Source organism: Lysobacter changpingensis (assembly GCF_017308985.1).
Taxonomy (GTDB): Bacteria; Pseudomonadota; Gammaproteobacteria; order Xanthomonadales; family Xanthomonadaceae; genus Lysobacter_J; species Lysobacter_J changpingensis.
On the sequence record NZ_JADWPE010000002.1, the window covers coordinates 924,440 to 943,145 of the forward strand.

Annotated in this window: 14 protein-coding genes; 4 read left to right on the top strand and 10 right to left on the bottom strand. The window is 68.0% G+C overall.

The genetic code is table 11. The features are described from left to right. Positions 1-24 precede the first annotated feature (24 nt). The 3 genes from I4U41_RS05985 to I4U41_RS05995 are packed head-to-tail and all read right to left on the bottom strand — an operon-like array spanning position 25 to position 3,007. On the bottom strand, positions 25-1,623 hold the full coding sequence (locus I4U41_RS05985; RefSeq protein ID WP_206860173.1) for an ATP-dependent DNA ligase: 1,599 nt from the start codon (positions 1,621-1,623) through the stop codon (positions 25-27). Further along, positions 1,620-2,618 carry a ligase-associated DNA damage response exonuclease gene (locus tag I4U41_RS05990; protein ID WP_206860428.1) on the bottom strand — a complete coding sequence of 333 codons (999 nt, stop codon included), beginning with the start codon at positions 2,616-2,618 and terminating at the stop codon, positions 1,620-1,622. The genes I4U41_RS05985 and I4U41_RS05990 overlap by 4 nt, the downstream gene beginning before the upstream one ends. A gap of 8 nt (positions 2,619-2,626) precedes the next feature. Beyond that, positions 2,627-3,007, bottom strand: a complete 381-nt coding sequence (locus I4U41_RS05995; RefSeq protein ID WP_206860174.1) for a VOC family protein — start codon at positions 3,005-3,007, stop codon at positions 2,627-2,629. A 151-nt stretch (positions 3,008-3,158) separates the two neighbouring features. Here I4U41_RS05995 and I4U41_RS06000 point away from each other — a divergent pair, with 151 nt between their 5' ends. Then, complete coding sequence (locus I4U41_RS06000) at positions 3,159-3,935, top strand: response regulator transcription factor (RefSeq protein ID WP_206860175.1); 777 nt, start codon at positions 3,159-3,161, stop codon at positions 3,933-3,935. Between the two features lie 245 nt (positions 3,936-4,180). Here I4U41_RS06000 and I4U41_RS06005 read toward each other — a convergent pair whose 3' ends face one another. The 7 genes from I4U41_RS06005 to I4U41_RS06035 form a co-directional block, all read right to left on the bottom strand. Further along, positions 4,181-4,390, bottom strand: coding sequence for a dodecin (locus tag I4U41_RS06005; protein ID WP_206860176.1), 210 nt, complete (start codon positions 4,388-4,390; stop codon positions 4,181-4,183). 120 nt (positions 4,391-4,510) lie between these two features. Next, on the bottom strand, positions 4,511-5,500 hold the full coding sequence (motB, locus tag I4U41_RS06010; RefSeq protein WP_206860177.1) for a flagellar motor protein MotB: 990 nt from the start codon (positions 5,498-5,500) through the stop codon (positions 4,511-4,513). A gap of 1 nt (position 5,501) precedes the next feature. After that, positions 5,502-6,356 carry a flagellar motor stator protein MotA gene (gene motA / locus I4U41_RS06015; protein ID WP_206860178.1) on the bottom strand — a complete coding sequence of 285 codons (855 nt, stop codon included), beginning with the start codon at positions 6,354-6,356 and terminating at the stop codon, positions 5,502-5,504. A 293-nt stretch (positions 6,357-6,649) separates the two neighbouring features. Further along, positions 6,650-7,462: an aldose 1-epimerase gene (locus tag I4U41_RS06020; RefSeq protein ID WP_206860179.1), complete on the bottom strand. Its 813-nt coding sequence runs from the start codon at positions 7,460-7,462 to the stop codon at positions 6,650-6,652. After that, complete coding sequence (locus I4U41_RS06025) at positions 7,452-8,468, bottom strand: glycoside hydrolase family 43 protein (protein ID WP_206860180.1); 1,017 nt, start codon at positions 8,466-8,468, stop codon at positions 7,452-7,454. The genes I4U41_RS06020 and I4U41_RS06025 overlap by 11 nt, the downstream gene beginning before the upstream one ends. Positions 8,469-8,488: 20 nt before the next feature. Then, positions 8,489-9,970 carry an MFS transporter gene (locus I4U41_RS06030; protein ID WP_206860181.1) on the bottom strand — a complete coding sequence of 494 codons (1,482 nt, stop codon included), beginning with the start codon at positions 9,968-9,970 and terminating at the stop codon, positions 8,489-8,491. Positions 9,971-10,093: 123 nt separating this feature from the next. Then, positions 10,094-12,988: a TonB-dependent receptor gene (locus tag I4U41_RS06035; RefSeq protein ID WP_206860182.1), complete on the bottom strand. Its 2,895-nt coding sequence runs from the start codon at positions 12,986-12,988 to the stop codon at positions 10,094-10,096. Between the two features lie 412 nt (positions 12,989-13,400). Here I4U41_RS06035 and I4U41_RS06040 point away from each other — a divergent pair, with 412 nt between their 5' ends. From I4U41_RS06040 to I4U41_RS06050, 3 genes are read left to right on the top strand one after another with little or no spacing between them, the layout of a single operon-like run. Next, positions 13,401-14,699: an MFS transporter gene (locus I4U41_RS06040; RefSeq protein ID WP_206860183.1), complete on the top strand. Its 1,299-nt coding sequence runs from the start codon at positions 13,401-13,403 to the stop codon at positions 14,697-14,699. Positions 14,700-14,751: 52 nt separating this feature from the next. Then, the gene (locus tag I4U41_RS06045) at positions 14,752-15,741 is read left to right on the top strand and encodes an endo-1,4-beta-xylanase (RefSeq protein ID WP_425492509.1); all 990 of its coding nucleotides are present in this window, start codon (positions 14,752-14,754) and stop codon (positions 15,739-15,741) included. Continuing rightward, positions 15,738-18,632 (top strand): glycosyl hydrolase 115 family protein, encoded by a 2,895-nt coding sequence (locus I4U41_RS06050; protein ID WP_206860185.1) that lies wholly within the window; start codon positions 15,738-15,740, stop codon positions 18,630-18,632. The genes I4U41_RS06045 and I4U41_RS06050 overlap by 4 nt, the downstream gene beginning before the upstream one ends. Positions 18,633-18,706: the final 74 nt, after the last annotated feature.

An 18,706-nucleotide genomic window follows, 5' to 3' on the forward strand; every position in this document is an offset into this window, starting at 1 on the left:
TCGCGAGTGAGGCGCGAGGCACCCTCACGTCCCGCCATCGCCGAGCGCGCGCAGCGTCTCCAGCCGATCCGCTTCCGGCGCCGGCTTGTCGTGCCGCCAGCGCAGGATGCGCGGGAACCGCACGGCAATCCCCGACTTGTGCCGCGTGCTGCGATTCACCGCTTCGAAGCCCAGCTCGAACACATGCTGCGGCGTCACCGCACGCACCGGGCCGAAGCGTTCGATCGTGTTCGCGCGGATCCAGCGGTCCAGCGTCAGGATCTCCTCGTCGCTCAGGCCCGAATACGCCTTCGCCACCGGCACCAGCGCGTCGCCGTCCCACAGGCCGAACGTGTAGTCGGTGAACAGCGTGCTGCGCCGGCCCGACCCCGGCTGCGCGTACAGCAGCACCGCATCCACGGTGAGCGGATCGACCTTCCACTTCCACCAGTCGCCCCGCCGCCGCCCGGTGCGATACGGCGACTCCAGCCGCTTGAGCATCAGCCCTTCGACGCCGCGTTCGCGCGCGCTTTCACGAAGGGCCGCCGCTTCGTTCCAGTCGCGCGCGATCACGCGCGGCGACACGACGATCACGCGGCTTTCGAAGTTCGCAAGCAGTTGCTCCAGCAACGCGCGACGCTCGTGCAGCGGACGTTCGCGCAGGTCCTCGCCGCGCAGTTCGAGCAGGTCGTAGGCGAGCACGCGCGCGGGCGTGTCGCCCAGCGTTCTCGCGCCGGGCTTGCGGCGCTGGATGCGCGTCTGCAACGCGGTGAACGGCAGCGGCCGGTCGCCTTCGCGCCAGCCGAGCAGTTCGCCGTCGATCACCGCGTCCTCCGCCAGTCGCGTCGCGGCGGCTTCGACTTCGGGAAAGCGACCATCCAGCCGCTCCTCGCCGCGCGACCACAAGGCGATCTCGCCGGAACGGCGGATCAGCTGAAGGCGGATGCCGTCCCACTTCCATTCCAGCAGCCAGTCGTCGATGGGTCCGAGCGCGTCCGGCGCGCTTTCCAGCGGCGAGGCGAGGAAGAACGGATACGGCTGGCGGCGATCGGTTTCGAGCACGCCGGGCGAGAGCAGGTCGCCGAGGAACCGCGGCGTCGGCGTCCATGCGCCGAGCATGCGTTGCGCGATCAGCGCGATGTCGAGCCCCGACAGTTCCGCCAGCGCCTGCTGCACGAGGCGCTGCGAGACGCCGACGCGCAGCGCGCCGGTGAGCAGCTTGTTGAACAGCAGGCGCTGGTCGGTCGGCAGCGTGCGCCAGCCTTCGACGACGGCGGCGCGGCGCAGCTCCGGCGCCTGGTTCGCGACCGGAAGCAGGCGTCCTTCGATCCACTGCGCGAGCGAACGCTCCGGCGGCGGCGCGACCGGATCGTCGAGCAGCAGCGCCAATGTCTCGGCGAGATCGCCGACGTGGCCGTGGCTTTCCTCCACCAGCCAGGCGGGCAGGCCGCTTTCCTCGACGATCCACTCGTGCAACTCGCGCGTGTTGGCGATGCGCGAGAGCTTGCCGCCCGCGAGCAGCCACAACGCCCACGCCGCGTCGAGCGGCGGCGCGTCGCGGAAGTACGCGATCAGCGCCGCGCGCTTGTCGCCGGTCGCGGTGCTCTGGTCCAGCTCGCGATACAGGGCGGCGAAGCGCTTCATGCATCCTCGCCGAATCCGGTGCGCAGCGCGTGCGCGTCGACGCCGCGTTCGCGCAGCGTGCGCACAAGCGCGTCGGTGCTGCCGTGGGTGGCGAGCACGCGCCGCGCGCCGGTCTGTTCGATGGTGCGCAGCAGGTCGGGCCAGTCGGCGTGATCGGACATCACGAAACCGCGATCGAAATTGCGCCGCCGGCGATTGCCGCGAATGCGCATCCAGCCCGACGCGAACCCCTGCTGCGCGCGACGGAACCGCCGCAGCCACGGACTGCCCGCGGCCGACGGCGGCGCGAGCACGAGACGCCCCGCGTGATCGCCGCGCGCGGGCTGATCGGATACCAGTTCCGTCGCCGCCATCGCCACGCCCGCCGCGCGATATACCTCCACGCCCGCGGCGATCGCGCCGTGCAACAGCGGCGGTGGCTCGTCGAACGCGGCCAGTTCCGCGAGGATGCGCTGCGCCTTGCCGAGCGCGTAGCAGAACAGGATCGCCGCATCGCCGCGCGCCTGGCACGTGCGACGCCATTGGGCGATTTCGGCCACGACCTCGCGCGTGCCGGGCCAGCGATACACCGGCAGCGCGAACGTGGCCTCGGTGATGAACACGTCGCAGGGCACGACCTCGAACGGCGCGCAGGTGGGATCCGGCTGGCGCTTGTAATCGCCCGACGCCACCCAGACCTCGCCGCCGGCTTCGATGCGCACCTGTGCCGAGCCCAGCACGTGTCCGGCCGGATGCAGCGACACGCGCGCACCGCCCATGTCGAACGTCTCGCCGTGCGCGTGCCCGACGATGCGCGGCTCGCCCAGGCGCCAGCGCAGGATCGGCACCGTGCCCGGCGTGCAGTGGTATTCGCCCATGCCTTCGCGCGCGTGGTCGCCGTGGCCGTGGGTGATCACCGCGCGCGGTACCGGCAGCCACGGATCGATGTGGAAATCGCCGGCCGCGCAATACAGCCCTTCGGGGCGTGGTTCGACCAGCTCGCGCGCCGCGCCCATCGACGCGCTCAATCGCCCCACGCGTGGCCGTGTTCGGCGAGGCCCGGGCGTTGTGGGCGCAGCACGCAGAAGCGGTGGCCGGTCGGCGCCTCCATCACCCACCACGTGCGCACCTGCGCGACGCGCCGCGCGCCGAGCGCCTCCAGCCGCCGCACTTCGGCTTCGACGTCGGTGGTCTCGACGTCCAGATGAACGCGGCTGGCATGATCCACGCGTTGCAGCAGGATGTTCGGCTGTTCCGGCGCCGTATCGAGCTGGCGGTAATGCGCGTCCTGCGGATCGGGAAGCGGCGTGGCGCGATGGCCGAGCGCCGCCGACCAGAACGCCGCGGCGCGCTCCAGGTCGCCGTTGCAGTCGATGACGATCTGCCCGAGCCGGCTCCGATGCATGAACGCCACTGTATCGGCGCGTCGATCAGCACGCGGTGAACCGTGCGTCGCGTCGCGGTTGCGTGTATGCAGGGGTTTGCGCTCACGTTGCTTTCACGACGGGATTCGCAGCCTTCACTGATCGAATTCCCACGTTAGTGAAGGAGACACCATGAAAGCGGCCGGCGGACTGATCCTCATCGTCGAGGACCACATGGCGATCGCGGAGATGGTCGGCGAGTTCCTCGAAGCGCGCGGCTACGAGGTCGACTTCGCCCGCGACGGCGCCGACGCGCTGCGACTCACCGCGGAGAACACCTACGACGCGATCATCCTGGACCGCTCGCTGCCGCGCCTGGATGGGCTGGACGTGTGCCGGCGCATCCGCGCCGAGCAGCGCCGCTCCACGCCGATCCTGATGCTCACCGCGCGCGACACGCTCGACGACAAGGTCACGGGCCTTGAAGCCGGTGCGGACGATTACCTGACCAAGCCATTCGCGATCCAGGAGCTGGAAGCGCGCGTCGCCGTGCTGATCCGTCGCGGCCGCAAGGCGATGGGCGGCGGCGTGCTGCGCGTGGCCGACCTGGTGCTCGATCCGGAAGCGATGACGGTGCACCGCGCCGGCCTGGAACTGCATCTGTCGCCGACGGGTTTCCAGCTGCTGAGCATCCTGATGCGCGAATCGCCGCGCGTGGTGTCGCGGCAGGAGATCGAGCGCGAGATCTGGAAGGGCGAATCGCCCGACTCGGACACGCTGCGCAGCCACCTGTACAACCTGCGCAAGACCATCGACCGGCCGTTCGACAATCCGCTGCTGCATACGATGCAGACGGCGGGATACAAGGTCGCGGATTTGTCCGATTCGCAGGCGCCGCGCGAAAGCGCGCCGGCGGTTTCGCAGAATCGCTATGCGGCGCAGCAGCCGGCGGTGGCCGGCGCGCATTGAGTTGTTTGAGCCCCTCTCCCTCCGGGAGAGGGGTTGGGGTAAGGGGCAACGAAGTAGGCACGTCGAACCGCCGGCGCATCACAGCGCCGCGCGTTTGCTCTTTCCGATCCCGCGAAAACCAGGATGCATTCCAGCTTTCGCTGGATGACATTGCCGATGACGGAAAGGCCATCCGCCCGGATCCCGGCCTTCGCCGGGACGAGAAGTTGAAGGTGGAAGACGACAGCCCCTCAACCACCACTCCCTCACTCCTCCAACGTAAACCCCACCTTGATCGTCACCTGCCAGTGCGCCACCTGGCCGTCCTCGACGTGCCCGCGCACGTCCTGCACGCAGAACCACTTGATGTTGCGCACCGTCTGCGAAGCGCGTTCGATCGCGCGGCGGATGGCGTCGTCGGTGCTGGTCTTCGACGAGCCGGTCAGCTCGAGGTGCTTGTAGACATGCTCGCTCATGGGAGTTCTCCGTGGAGGAAGTCGGACGTCCGCGCGGCGCGCGCCGGCCGATCATAGTCCCCGGCCGTCACGTGCCCGTGAGCCGGCCTCGACGCCGCGGTTCCGCCCGCGACGTCCGCGCTAGCCGTTCCCGCGTTCCGCTTCGCCGGCCGTCTTCGCGACGCGCGTCGGCCCGACCTCCGGCATCGCACCCGGCGCCGGCGCGCCATGGCCCGGCGCGGTGCCCGGCAGGCTGTCCGCGGGCGGCACGTTGCCCGCTTCCGGGTTCAGCACCACGATGCTGATGCGGCGGTTCACCGGCGCGAACGGATCGTTGCGATCGAACGGCACCGACGCCGCCAGGCCGACCACGCGCGAGATGCGGCCCTCGTCCAGCCCGCCCTGCACCAGCGCGCGACGCGCGGCGTTCGCGCGCTCGGCCGACAGTTCCCAGTTTCCGTAGGCGCCGCCCGAGTGGTACGGCACCTCGTCGGTGTGGCCGCCGAGCGCGATGCGATGGTGGCCGTCGTTGAGCAGCCCGCCCATCTCGCCCAGGAGGGTGTGCGCGTAGTCCTTCAGCCGCGCGCTCGCGGTGTCGAACATCGGGCGGTTGAGGCGATCGACGATCTGGATGCGCAGGCCTTCCGGCGTGAGGTCGATCAGCAGCTGGTCCTTGAACGGCGCCAGCGCCTGGCTGCGTTCGACCGCCGCTTCCAGCGTGCGCTTCAGTTCTTCCAGGCGCCGGCGTTCTTCCTCGCGCGCGAGGTCCTTCGCCTGTTTCGGCGAGATCTTCATCGGCTCGCGCGCACCGAATTCCGCCCCGTGGCCGCCGGCGACGGCGACCGCGCTGGTGGTCGGAATCAGCCGGTCGGCCGCGCCGCCCGGACCGTTCGCGCCGGGCGCGGGCTTGAGCGACTGGCCGACGACGGCGCTGGGATTCTTGAAGTATTCCGAAATCGCGGCGCGCTGCTGCTTGTCGGTGATGCCGACGATCCACATCACCAGGAAGAACGCCATCATCGCGGTCACGAAGTCCGCGTACGCGACCTTCCACGCGCCGCCGTGGTGCCCCGCGGCCACGCGCTTGACCGGCCGCAGGATGATCACCGGCCGTTCGCGATTGGCGGCCATGTCAGCGCTTTCCGCGCAGGTGCGCGTCGAGGTCGGCGAACGCCGGCCGCATGTCGGAGAACAGCAGCTTGCGCGCGAACTCCACCGCCACACTCGGCGCGTAGCCGCGCAGGCTCGACACCAGCGCCATCTTGATGATCTCGAACGCCTTGGCTTCTTCCTGCGCGTGGTGGTGCATCGCCGCCGCGAGCGGGCCGACGAAGCCGTAGCCCAGCAGGATGCCGAGGAAGGTGCCGACCAGCGCGGCGGCCACGTGATGGCCGATTTCCGCGGCTTCGCCGCCGATGGACGCCATCGTGATCACGATGCCCAGCACCGCCGCGACGATGCCGAAGCCCGGCAGCGAGTCGGCCAGCACCTGCAGCGCGTGCGCGGGCTCGGCGGCCTCCTTGCTGTGGGTTTCGAGTTCGATGTCGAGCACCTGCTCGAGTTCGTGCGCCTCGAAATTGCCGCTGACCATCAGGCGCAGGCAGTCGGTGGTGAATTCCATCAGGCGCGTGTCGGCGAGCAGCTTCGGGTATTTCTGGAACAGCTCGCTGGACGCCGGTTCGTCCACGTCGCGCTCGATCGCCATCATGCCCTCGCGGCGCGCCTTCATGAGCACGTCGTAGAGCATGGCGAGGATGTCGACGTAGTCGGCCTTCTTGTAGTGCGAGCCCTTGAGCAGGCGCGGAATGCCGCCCACGCAGGCCTTCACGACCTTCAGCGGATTGGCCACGAGGAACGCGCCCACGGCCGCGCCGCCGATGATCAGCAGCTCGTAGGGTTGCCACAGGGCGCCCAGCTTGCCGTGCGACAGAACGAAACCACCCAGAACGCTGCCGATTACGACGATGAAACCGATGATGATGAACATGAGCCGCCCCAAACTTCGAAGGGGATAACGGCGCTGCGTCGGGAAGGTTGAGGCGCGGAATGCCGACAGGTTGAGGCGCGGAATGCCGACAGGTTGATGGGTGTCGCATTCCTGTTCTCGAGCCGCTCTCCCTCCGGGAGAAGGAGTTGGGGTGAGGGGCGGGACGTGCGATGCGATGATGCGGCTGGTGCCCTTGCTTCGCTTTCAATCGCCTTCGTTCAGGCTGCGGCGCTGTGCACGTCTTCCCTCCCCTGCACGCAGGGGAGGGAGTCGGGTGGGCCTGACGGAAGCACTCACCAGACCAGGCGAAACCACCGCTCCAGCGTCTCGCCCGGGGCCAGCCTGCGCGGCTCCAGATTGAACGCGTCCGGCGGCCCGCTCTGCGGTTCGACGCAGGTCGTGCGCTCGGGCATGTCGTAGACGACCCAGTGCGCGCAGTCCGACGTCAGCGTGACGCGCTGGCCGCCTCGATGCAGGACGACCGGCGCATCGTTCAGGAAACAATCGTCCCAGGGCCCCGGAGGCGGCGGCGCGAGCGGGCGCGTCGCCATGCCGGCCCCGTCGCGCGGATACCAGGCGCTGGGCGCGAACTCGACGCGTTCAGGTTTGAGGAACCACGGATGCCAGCCCAGTTCCGCCGGCATCGCGCGCGCGCCCGCGGTCGCAGACAGCGTCATGCGCATGCCGCGCTCTTCGACCTCGATGCGTTGCCGTGCGATCCCGCCGAACGGCCAACGCTCGTCCGTCGGCATCGCGAGCGAGAGTTCGACGCGGTGCGCCGACTGCGAATCCACGCGCCACGGCAGGGCGAAACCGACGCCGTGGATCGCGTGCGCGCCCAGGTTGACCGGAAGCCGGAACGACGCGCCTTCGAAATCGAACGCGCCGCGCCGCACGCGTCCAGCCCACGGCACCATCGGGTACGAACCCCACGCCAGCATCGACGCGTTGTCGTCGCTGAAACCGGCCAGCTGTTCGATACCCTCCACGCGGACCTGCGCGATGCGTCCGCCCGCCTGCGGCGCGACCTCGACCGACATCGCGCCGTTCGTCAGCGTCAGCAGCGGGCCCGGTTCGAGCCGCGCGGTCGCGGCGTCACGCGCCATAGGGATCGATGGTGCGGATGCGGCCGTCGGCGTCGTGATGCAGCGGCGCGACCTTGATCGAACGCAGGTGCGTGACGCCGCCCGACAGGATCGAGTCGTGATAGAAGAGGAACCACTGCCCATCGAACTCGACGATGGAATGGTGCGTGGTCCAGCCCACCACCGGCGTGAGGATGCGGCCCTGGTACGTGAACGGCCCGTACGGGCTGTCACCGGTCGCGTAGCACAGGTAATGCGTGTTGCCGGTGGAATACGAGAAGTAATACTTCCCGCCGAACCTGTGCACCCACGACGCCTCGAAGAAACGGCGGTCGTGATCGCCGGCCTTCAGCGGCTGGCCGTTCCCGTCGAGGATCACCACCTCGCGCGGCGCCTCGGCGAACTCCAGCATGTCGCCGCGCAGGCGCGCGACCTTCGGGCCGAGCGCGGGCTCGTCGTCGGCGGGTTCGGCGTGCGCGTCACTGCGCACGTTGTCGCGGTACTTCTGCAGCTGCCCGCCCCACAGGCCGCCGAAGTACATGTAACTCTCGCCGTCCTCGTCGGTGAACACCGCCGGATCGATCGAGTAACTGCCCTGGATGGCTTCGGGCTGCGGCACGAACGGGCCTTCGGGACGATCGCCGACCGCCACGCCGATCTGGAACACGCCGTCGCTGCGCTTGGCCGGGAAGTACAGGTAGTACTTGCCGTCCTTCGTCGCCGCATCCGGCGCCCACATCTGCCGCTGCGCCCACTTCACGTCGCGCACGTGCAGCGCGACGCCGCAGTCGATGGCTTCGCCGTCGGGCGAATCCATGCGCAGGACGTGGTAGTCCTCCATGCCGAAGTGCGAGCCCTCGTCGTCGAACGGAATGCCCGCGTCGATGTCGTGCGAGGGATAGATGTACAGCTTGCCCTCGAACACGTGCGCCGACGGATCGGCGGTGTAGATGTGCGTGACCAGCGGCTGCGAGATCGCCCTGGCGGCGATGGCGCCCAGGTCCTGGTTCTGCGAAAGGTCGGTCATGGGGGAATCTCCGGTGTCGATCAGGCCGAGGCGGCGTTCAGTCGTCGCGCGTTGAGCTCCTGCTCGATGCGCGATTCCATCGGCTTGTTGATCTCGTACAGGAACAGCAGCACCACGCACACCAGGAACGGCAGCGACGCGTACAGGCTCACCGCCAGGCGGATGCCGTCGACGGTCTGCGCCGACTGCGCCGCCGCATCGGCGTCGTAGCCGTAGAACGCGAGGATGCCGGCGACCAGCGCGCCGCCGAAGCTCAGGCCGATCTTCAGTCCGCACAGCATCGCCGAGAAGATGATCGCGGTGGCGCGGCGATGGTTCTTCCATTCGGAGTAGTCCGCGACGTCGGCGATCATCGCCCACAGCAGCGGGATGGTGATGCCGTAGAAGAAGCCGTGCAGGATCTGCGAGACGAACACGATCCACGTCGCCTGCGGCGGGAACAGCAGGAACGCCAGCATGAACAGCGTCGACACCAATAGCGCGCCGCCGAACACGTCGCGCTTGCCGAAGCGGTCGGCGAGCTTCTTCGAGAAGCCGATGCCGCAGATCATGAAGATGATGCCGCCGGCGTTGAACAGGCTCAGCGCGGACGTCGGCGCGTCCTTCGGCCACTGGAACTCGGTCAGGCCCATGCCGGTGAGCACCGAGTTGAGTCCCGCGATGAAGCCGTTGAAGCCGACCTCGTCGAGGAAGCCGGCCAGGTGCGGCTCGCTCAGGTAGTACTTGAAGTAGTACACGTACATGCCGCCCTTCAGCGCGAGCGTCATGAACACCAGGATGGTGAGCATCAGCATCACCACCCATGGGCGGTTGCGCGCGAGGTCGGACAGGTCCTGCTTCACGCTGGATTTCTGCTCCGGCGCGGGGACGATGCGCTCGGTCGTCGTGAAGAAGGTGATCAGGAAGAACACCGTGCCGACGATCGCGAACAGCATCATCGTGTTGTGGAAGCCGCGCACCTTGTCGCCGTCGCCGAGGATCAGCACCAGCGGCAGCAGCAACGCCTGGATGATGAACTGCGCGATCATCACCGCGACGAAGCGGTACGCCGACAGGCTGTTGCGCTGCGCCATGTTGCCGGTGAGCACGCCGCTGAGCGCCGAGTACGGCAGGTTGTTGGCCGCGTAGATCATCACCAGCAGCGTGTAGGTGCCCATCGCGTAGGCGACCTTCGCACCGGGCGCGAGGTCGGGCGTGCTGAAGGCCAGCAGCGAGAACACGCCGAACGGAATCGCCGTCCACAGGATCCACGGCCGGAACTTGCCCCAGCGCGTATTGGTGCGGTCGGCGGCGATGCCCACGACCGGCGTGAAGACGAACGCGCCGAGGATGCCGCCGATGAAGATGATGGTGGCCGCCGTGGCCGCGGGAATGCGGTACACGTCGGTGTAGAAGAACGCCAGGAACGTCACCAGCGTCTGGAAGATCAGGTTCGCGGCGAGGTCGCCGAGGCTGTAGCCGATCTTCTCGGTGACCGACAACGTTTCGGAAGTGCTGTTCATGATCACCTTTGGTGGGCGCCGTACCGCTGCGCTTCATATACACCACGGCCCGCCCGGTGCGCTGCACTGGACGGGCCGGGTTGGTCCACCCTCCCCCGCTCGCGCGGGGGAGGGATTACCGCGTCAGAACGTGCCGCGAACGCCGATCGTGTACGTGGTGCCGAAATCGTACATGTCGTTGACCGCGTTCTCGAAGGCGAAGTAGGAACGGCGCTCCTCGTCCAGGATGTTGGTGACGTTGAAGAAGATCTGCGGCTTGGACTTCACGTTGACCAGCGTGTAGCTGCTGGACAGGTCGAGCTGGCCGCGGTCCTCGCCGAACAGCTGCGCGAACGGGATGCCCTGCTGGTTCGCACCGCTGGCCGCGGAACCTTCCTGCCAGTTGTACGACAGGCGCGCCTGGGCGACGTCGTTCTCCCAGTAGATGGTCGCGTTCCACATCGTCGGCGACAGGCCGTAGACGTTGCTCGACAGCGCCGCCGCGTCCTTGCCGATGGTCGACAGGTCGATCTTCGAGAAGTTGCCCATGAAGCCCAGGCCGTCGAGCACGAAGCTCAGCGGCTGCACCCAGATCGCTTCCCAGCCATTGATCTCGAGTTCCGCGTCGGCGTTGACCTGCTGCTGCACGTTCACCGTCGCGACGTCCGGGCCGCCGCGCGAGTTGATCGCCTGCTGCTGCGCGTCGACCAAGTCTTCGAACGGAATGCCCAGGTCGGTGAACGGACGGGTGACCACGCCCTGGTAGGTGTAGCCCTTGATGCGCTTGTTGAACAGCGTCAGGCCGACGAAGCCTTCGCCGCCGGTGTACCACTCGCCGCCGATGTCGAAGTTGGTCGAGGTGTACGGGGTCAGGTCCGGGTTTCCCTGCGTCGCCACCTGCGCCGAGATGTCGCTGAAGGTCGTCGCCGGCAGCATCGAGCTGGGGTTCGGACGCGTCATCGTGCGCGAGGCCGAGGTGCGCAGCACCACGTCTTCGGCGACGTCCCACGCCGCGCTGAACGACGGCAGCCATTCGTTGTAGTCGCTGGTCAGCGTCTGCCACTCGCGCACGCCGCCGATGGTGACCGGGCCGCTGATGTCCTGGTCGGTCTTCGCGTAACGCACGCCCATGTTGAAGCGCAGGTTTCGATGCCAGACCTCGGACTCGCCGTTGATCATGATGAAGGCCGCGGTGTTGGCCTCATCGAAACCGCCGGTCGGCGCGCTGGTGTTGGCGTTGTTCGCCTCGGCCGCCGAGTCGCGGTAGAAGGCGTAGTTCGTGTCGGCCATGAAGCGGTCGAAATCGACCGTCACGAAGCCGGCGGGACCCGGCCTGAGGTAGTTCGGCAGCGCCGCGTCGGGCACCTGCGAGAACGCGTACGGCTGCCAGTTGGTACCGGTGTCGCCGAAGCCGACGATCGAGCGGGAGTTCTCGTCGTAGGCGATGCCGAAGGTCACGTTGTTGCGGTCGTCGCCCAGCTGGAGGCTCGTGTTCAGGCCGCCGGTGGTGGTCACGCGCTTCTCGTTCTGCGCCCACACGCGACCGCCGGTCCAGGTCCAGCCGATGTTCGGATCGTTGAGGTCCAGGCCGCTCTGCGTGGTCGGGAGGTCGCCGTTGTTCTCGTACTGCACGGTGGTGACCGGCGAGTTGAACAGGATCGTCGGCGAGTCGCGGAACATCCAGCTGCGGCTCACGCTGGCCTGCACGTCGAGCTTGACGTCCTCATCGAAGTAGAACGTGAAACCCGGCGTGAACTGCCAGTACTTCACGTCCTCGGTGTACGGGCGGGCTTCGAGGAAGTACTGCGCGTTCTCGAACGTGGCGCTGGTGACGACGTTGTTCGCGTCCAGCTGCATGTTCGTGGGAACCATCGCGCCGTTGCGGCCGATCAGGTTGATGTCGATGCGGTCGTTGGTGCGGTGCGCGTCGGTGTACAGGACGTCGGCGTACACCTCGAGGTCCTCGTTCGGACGCCACTGCACCGAAGCCAGGAACGCATCGCGGTCGCGATCGCCGGACATGTGCACCGGGCGGCCGAGGCGCGGGATCAGCGCTTCGCCGATCTGCGCGTTGGTCAGGCCCGGGTTGTGGTCGCGCAGCCATTGCGCGTCGATCGTCTCGCCCGGGCGGGACGGGATGGAGTCGGGAATGCGCCAGCCATTGCCGCCGGTGGTGTTGCAGGGCGCGCCCATCTCGGGGAACGTGTCGCCCGCACCGCCGTCGAAGCACTGCGCATTGGTCAGGTTCGGATTCGTCCAGCCGATCGTCTCGTAGCCTTCCACGCCGATGTGGCCGCGCTGCGAGGTCAGGCCCACCAGCACGCCGAAGGTCTTGTCCTCGTTCAACCAGCTGCCGATCACGGTGCCGCGCGGGCTGGTCTTCTCGCTGAGGTCGTTGTAGTCGCCCTGCAGCGAGTAGGTGACCTGCGATTCGGGGTTGTCGAACGGCCGCACGTTGCGCATGTCGACCACGCCCGACGCGCCGCCCTCGGGCTGCGCCGCCGTCGGCGACTTGTACACCTTCAGCTGCGTGAAGAATTCGGTCGGAAACAGGTTCAGGTCGACTTCGCGATTCGCGTTCTGCGCGTCCAGGCCGATGGAGGCCGTCGCGACCGACTGACCGTTGATGGTCGTCTTGGTGAAGCTGCTGGGCAGGCCGCGGATGGCGATGTTGAGGCCTTCGCCGTTGACGTCGCGGTTCAGCTGGATGCCCGGGATGCGGGCCAGCGACTCGGCGATGTTCACGTCGGGGAACTTGCCGATGTCCTCGGCGTAGATGGCATCGACGAAGCCGGTCGATTCGCGCTTGGCGAGCGTGGAGTACTCAAGGCTCTGGCGGAAGCCGGTCGCGACGACGCGATCGAGTTCGGTCACCTGCTCCTGCGTGGACTGCGACTGCGTGGACTGCGGCTGCGCCTGCGCCTCGTCGGCGGCGGGCGTGGCCGTCTGCGCCTGCGCGAATGCCGTCGAGCTGGCCAAACCCAACAGCGCCAGGCCCAACGCGCGCGACAGCGCGTTTCTTGCGATCTGCTTCTGCACCGTACTCCCCTCCCGTTTCTGGTACGCGGCCATCCCTTCGGGTTCGCCGCACTCGTTTTTGTGTCTGGAACCCTTGTGACCCGGTGATCCCCGCCACGAAGGCAGGCCGCACAAGTGCGCCGGATGGTAGCGCTACCATTTTTTCCCCGCACGCTGCGGTGCGACATGAAATCCCGCAGGCCCGCAAGGCGAGTTTGTCGCAGCGCAGCATGACGTTACGCCCGGAAAGAAGGTTGGATATGGGGGTGTCGACCCCGGCCGGTTGCCCGCGCGGTACGCTCGCCGTGATAGCGCTACCACTTTTCACCTTCCACACACACCTGCGCAGCGTGCAGGAGGACCCCGCGCCCATGCCCCACGTCCCCGCCCCGCACGTCCCCGCCGCGAGCGATCGCGCACGGATTCCTGCCGCATGAACGACACGGCCGCGCCGCAGGCACCCGCGACCACCCGGGTCGGAAACTACCGCTGGCGCGTCTGCGCGATGCTGCTGGCGGCGACCACCATCAACTACGTCGACCGCCAGGTGCTCGGCGTGCTCGCGCCGTTCCTGCAGACCGAAATCGGCTGGAACGAAATCGAGTACGGCTACATCGTCACCTCGTTCCAGGCGGCATACGCGATCGGCCTGCTGTGCACCGGCGCGATCATCGACCGCTTCGGCACGCGCATCGGCTACGCCATCGCGATCAGCGTGTGGAGCGTGGCGGCGATGGCGCACGCACTCGCCGGCAGCGTCGTCGGATTCGCCGCCGCGCGTTTCGCGCTCGGCCTGGGCGAAGCCGGCAATTTCCCCGCGGCGATCAAGACCGTCGCCGAATGGTTCCCGCGCCGCGAGCGCGCGCTCGCCGTGGGCGTGTTCAACGCGGGCTCCAACGTCGGCGCGGTGCTCGCGCCGCTGCTGGTGCCGGTCATCGCCGCGACGTGGGGCTGGCAGGCGGCGTTCCTGTTCACCGGCGTGCTGAGCGCGACCTGGCTCGCCGGCTGGCTGCTCACCTATCGCACGCCGGAGAACCAGCCCAAGCTCGGCGCGGCGGAGCTGCAGCACATCCGCAGCGATCCGCCCGAACCCATGGTGAAAGTGCCGTGGCTGCAGTTGCTGCGCCATCGCCAGGCGTGGGCGTTCGTCACGGCGAAGTTCATCACCGATCCGGTGTGGTGGCTGTTCCTGTTCTGGCTCGGCAAGTTCCTCGCCTCGGAATACAAGCTGTCGCTGAGCACGATTGGCTTGCCGATGATCGTCGTGTACCTGATGGCCGACGTCGGCAGCATCGCCGGCGGGTGGCTCGCGGGACGTTTCATGCGACTGGGCTGGGACGTGAACCGCGCGCGCAAGGGCGCGATGCTCACCTGCGCGCTGTGCGTGGCGCCGATCGTGCTGGTCACGCAGGTCGACAACCTGTGGGTCGCGGTCGCATTGATCGGCCTGGCGATGGCGGGCCACCAGGGCTGGTCGGCGAACGTGTTCACGCTGCCGTCGGACATGTTCCCGCGCCACGCGGTGGCTTCCGTGGTCGGCATCGGCGGTTTCGCCGGCGCGGTCGGCGGCATGCTGATGTCGGTCTTCACCGGCGCGCAGCTGGAATCCACCGGCAGCTACGCGCGCATCTTCCTGATCGCCGGCTGCGCATACCTGCTCGCGCTCGCGGTCGTGCACCTGCTGGTGCCGAAACTGCAGCCCGCCGCGCTCGGGAAGGTGTCCGCCGGCTGACGTTCCGCATTCCACTTTCCGTAGGGGGAAACGCATGAAACACCGTCAAACCATGCTCTTCGCGCTGATCGGCGCCGCGCTCGCGCTGCCGGCCTTCGCGCAGCGGACCGACGCCACCGCGCTCGCCGCCGGCAGCGCGAAGTTCCTTGGCAGCGCGTACAGCAAGCCGCAGGCGAAGGATTTCGCGATCTACTGGAACAAGCTCACGCCGGAGAACGCCGGCAAGTGGGGCGAAGTGGAAAAGCGCCGCGACCGCATGGACTGGCGCGGGCTCGACGAGGCCTATCGTGTCGCGAAGGACCACCACCTGCCCTTCCAGATGCACGTGATGGTGTGGGGCAACCAGCAGCCGGAATGGATCGAGAAGCTCCCCGTCGCCGAGCAGCGCGAGGAGATCGAGGAATGGTTCGCGGCGGTGGCGCAGCGCTATCCGGACCTGGACTACGTCGAAGTCGTCAACGAGCCGCTCAACGATCCGCCGAACAAGGACGACAAGGGCGGCGGCAGCTACATCGAAGCACTCGGCGGCAGCGGCGCGAGCGGCTGGGACTGGATCGTCGAATCCTATCGCCTCGCGCGCAGGCACTTCCCGAACGCGAAGCTGCTGATCAACGACTACAACATCACCAACAAGCCAGACGCGACGAAGCGCTATCGCGAGATCATCGACCTGCTGCGCCGCGACAACCTGGTCGACGGCATCGGCGTGCAGGGCCATGCATTCGCGACGACGCCGGACGTGCCGATGTCGGTGCACAAGGCGAACCTCGACCTGCTGGCGGAAAGCGGCCTGCCGATCTACGTCACCGAACTCGACATCGACGGTCCGACCGACGAGCAGCAGCTGGCCGATTACAAGCGGATTTTCCCGGTGTTCTGGGAACATCCGGCGGTGAAGGGCGTGACGCTGTGGGGCTTCCGTCCGGGCCTGTGGCGGCAGAAGGAGAAGGCGTACCTGGTGCGCAAGGACGGCAGCGAGCGTCCGGCGTTGCAGTGGCTGCGCGAATACGTGCGCGGGACGGCGGCGAAGCCGGCGCAATGAGGGTTCCTGCGCGAAAGGCACGCCGCGATCGGGCACGGCTGGTACGCGGCTGCGCTGCGGTCGTCCTGCTGCTGGGCATCGCATCGCCGGCGATCGCATCGGAAGACTGCGCCCAACCCGCCGCCATCTGCGACAACGCGGTCACCGGCGCGCTCGCGCTCGTCGATCACGGGCGCGTCGCGCGCGTGATCGTCGACGAAGCGGATTTCGCGGGCGTGCTGCGCGCCGCGCGTGATCTCGAAGGGGATCTCGCGAAGATCGCCGGCACGCGCGGCGACGCGAAGCCGGCGAAGACCGCGATCATCGCCGGCACGCTCGGGCGCAGTCCGCGCATCGATCGCATCGTCGCTGCGAGGAAGCTCGACACGACCGGCGTCGCAGGCACGTGGGAAGGTTACCTGCTGCAGGTCGTCGAGCGCCCCGAGCCCGGTATCGATCGCGCACTGGTCGTCGCCGGCGCCGACAAGCGCGGCACGATCTTCGGTCTCTACGAACTCTCGCGCCGCCTGGGCGTGTCGCCGTGGAACTGGTGGGCCGACGTCCCCGTGCAACCGCGCGAAACGCGTTACATCGCGCCGGGCCGCTTCGTCGACGCACCGCAGGTGCGTTATCGCGGCATCTTCCTCAACGACGAGGACCCCGCGCTCGGCGGCTGGATGAAGACCACCTACGGCGGGCCGAACCACCGGTTCTACGAACGCGTGTTCGAACTCGTGCTGCGCCTGAAGGGCAACTACCTGTGGCCGGCGATGTGGGGCCGCGCCTTCGCCGACGACGATCCGCGCAGTCCGCGACTCGCCGACGAGTACGGCATCGTGATCGGCACCAGCCATCACGAACCGATGATGCGCGCGCACGTCGAATGGGAGCGCCATGGCAAGGGGCCGTGGGACTACACGAAGAATGCCGACACGCTGCGCGCGTTCTGGCGCGAGGGCATCGCGCGCATGGGCACGAACGAAAGCGTGGTGTCGCTCGGCATGCGCGGCGATGGCGACGAGCCGATGACGCAGGGCACGGCGATCGAACTGCTGCAAACCATCGTTTCCGACCAGCGCGACATCCTGCGCGACATCACCGGGAAACCACCGGAAGACACGCCGCAGGTGTGGGCGCTCTACAAGGAAGTGCAGGATTACTTCGACGCCGGCATGAAGGTGCCGGACGATGTCACGCTGCTGTTCGCCGACGACAACTGGGGCAACATCCGCCGCCTTCCGAAGCCCGGCGAAACGCGCGGTGGCGGTTACGGCGTGTACTACCACTTCGATTACGTCGGCGGGCCGCGCAACTACAGATGGCTCAACACGACGCAGATCGAGCGCACGTGGGAGCAGATGCATCTCGCCTACGCGTACGGCGCGCGGCGGTTGTGGATCGTCAACGTCGGCGACCTGAAGCCGATGGAGTTCCCGATCTCGTTCTTCCTCGACCATGCGTGGAAGCCGGAGGCGTTCGGGCTCGACGATCTGGAACGCTATCCGTCCCGCTGGGCCGCCGAGCAGTTCGGCGCGCAGCACGCGCAGGACATCGGCGAACTCCTCACGCGCTACACGCAGTACAACGCGCGCCGCAAGCCGGAGCTGCTCTCGCCCGACACCTTCAGCCTCGTGCACGACCACGAAGCCACGCGCGTCGTCGCCGACTGGAACGCGCTGGTCGAGCGCACGCGGGCGATCGGCGCGAAACTCGGGCCGCCCTACCGCGATGCCTATTACCAGCTGGTCGAGTATCCGGTTGCCGCCAGCGCGAACCTCACCGCGATGTACGTCGCCGTGGGCCGCAACCGGTTGTACGCGAAGCAGGGACGCGCGTCGGCGAATACGCAGGCGGAGCTGGCGCGTCGCCTGTTCGAACGCGACGCGGAACTGGCGCGCGTGTACGAGCAGGACATCGCCGGCGGCAAGTGGGTCCACATGATGTCGCAGCCACGCATCGGCTACACCGGCTGGCAGCAGCCCGAGCGCAACATCATGCCGGCGCTGTCGAGCGTTGCGCCGAAGACGGCCGCGTCCATGGGCGTGGCGATCGAAGGGGACACGGCGGCGTGGCCCGGCGCGAAGAAGACCGCCGCGCTTCCGCCGCTCGATCCATTCGCCGCGAAGGCACGCGAGATCACGCTGTTCAATCGCGGCACGACGCCATTCCGATTCGAGGCGCAGGCTTCGGAGCCGTGGCTCCGCGTCACCCCGGCGAGCGGTGACGTCACCGACGATCGCGCGCTTCGCGTCGATATCGACTGGAACGCGGTTCCTCCCGGCACGCATACCGCACGCATCTCACTGCGCGGCGATGAAGGCACGCGCGTGTCGATCGACGTTCCTGTCGAGAACCCCGCCGACGCGAAGGCGATCACCGGCTTCGTCGAAAGCGAGGGCCGCATCGCGATCGAAGCGGCGCACTACGGGCGCGCGGTCGCGAATGGCGGCGTCGAATGGCGCACGATCCCCAACCTGGGCCGCACCTTGTCCGGCGTAACCTCCTTCCCGGTGACCGCACCCGCCGGCACGACGGACGCGCAAGGCGCGTGGCTCGAGTATCCCGTGCACCTGACCCGCGACGGCGACTTCGACGTGCGCCTGGTGATGTCGCCGACCCTGGATGTCCAGCATCGCGGCGGCCCGCGCTACGCCGTGTCGATCGATCGCGATGCTCCGACGATCGTCACCGTGAAGTCCGACCCGACGCCGGGTCACGCCGATTTCGGCGCCTGGACCCGCGCGGTGAGCGACAGCGTGTACGTCGGAACCTCGCGACACCGTGCGAAGGCGGGCGCGCATACGCTGCGGATCTGGCGCGTCGACCCGGGCGTGGTGCTGCAACGCGTGGAAATCGCGCGCGATGGTGCACGATCGGGCTACCTGGGCGCGCCGGAGAGTCCGCGCTTGTGAACGACGATGTCCGCACGATTCCTTCGCACCAAACCAATGGATTCCCGCTGCGGCGGGAATGACGATCCGCACAA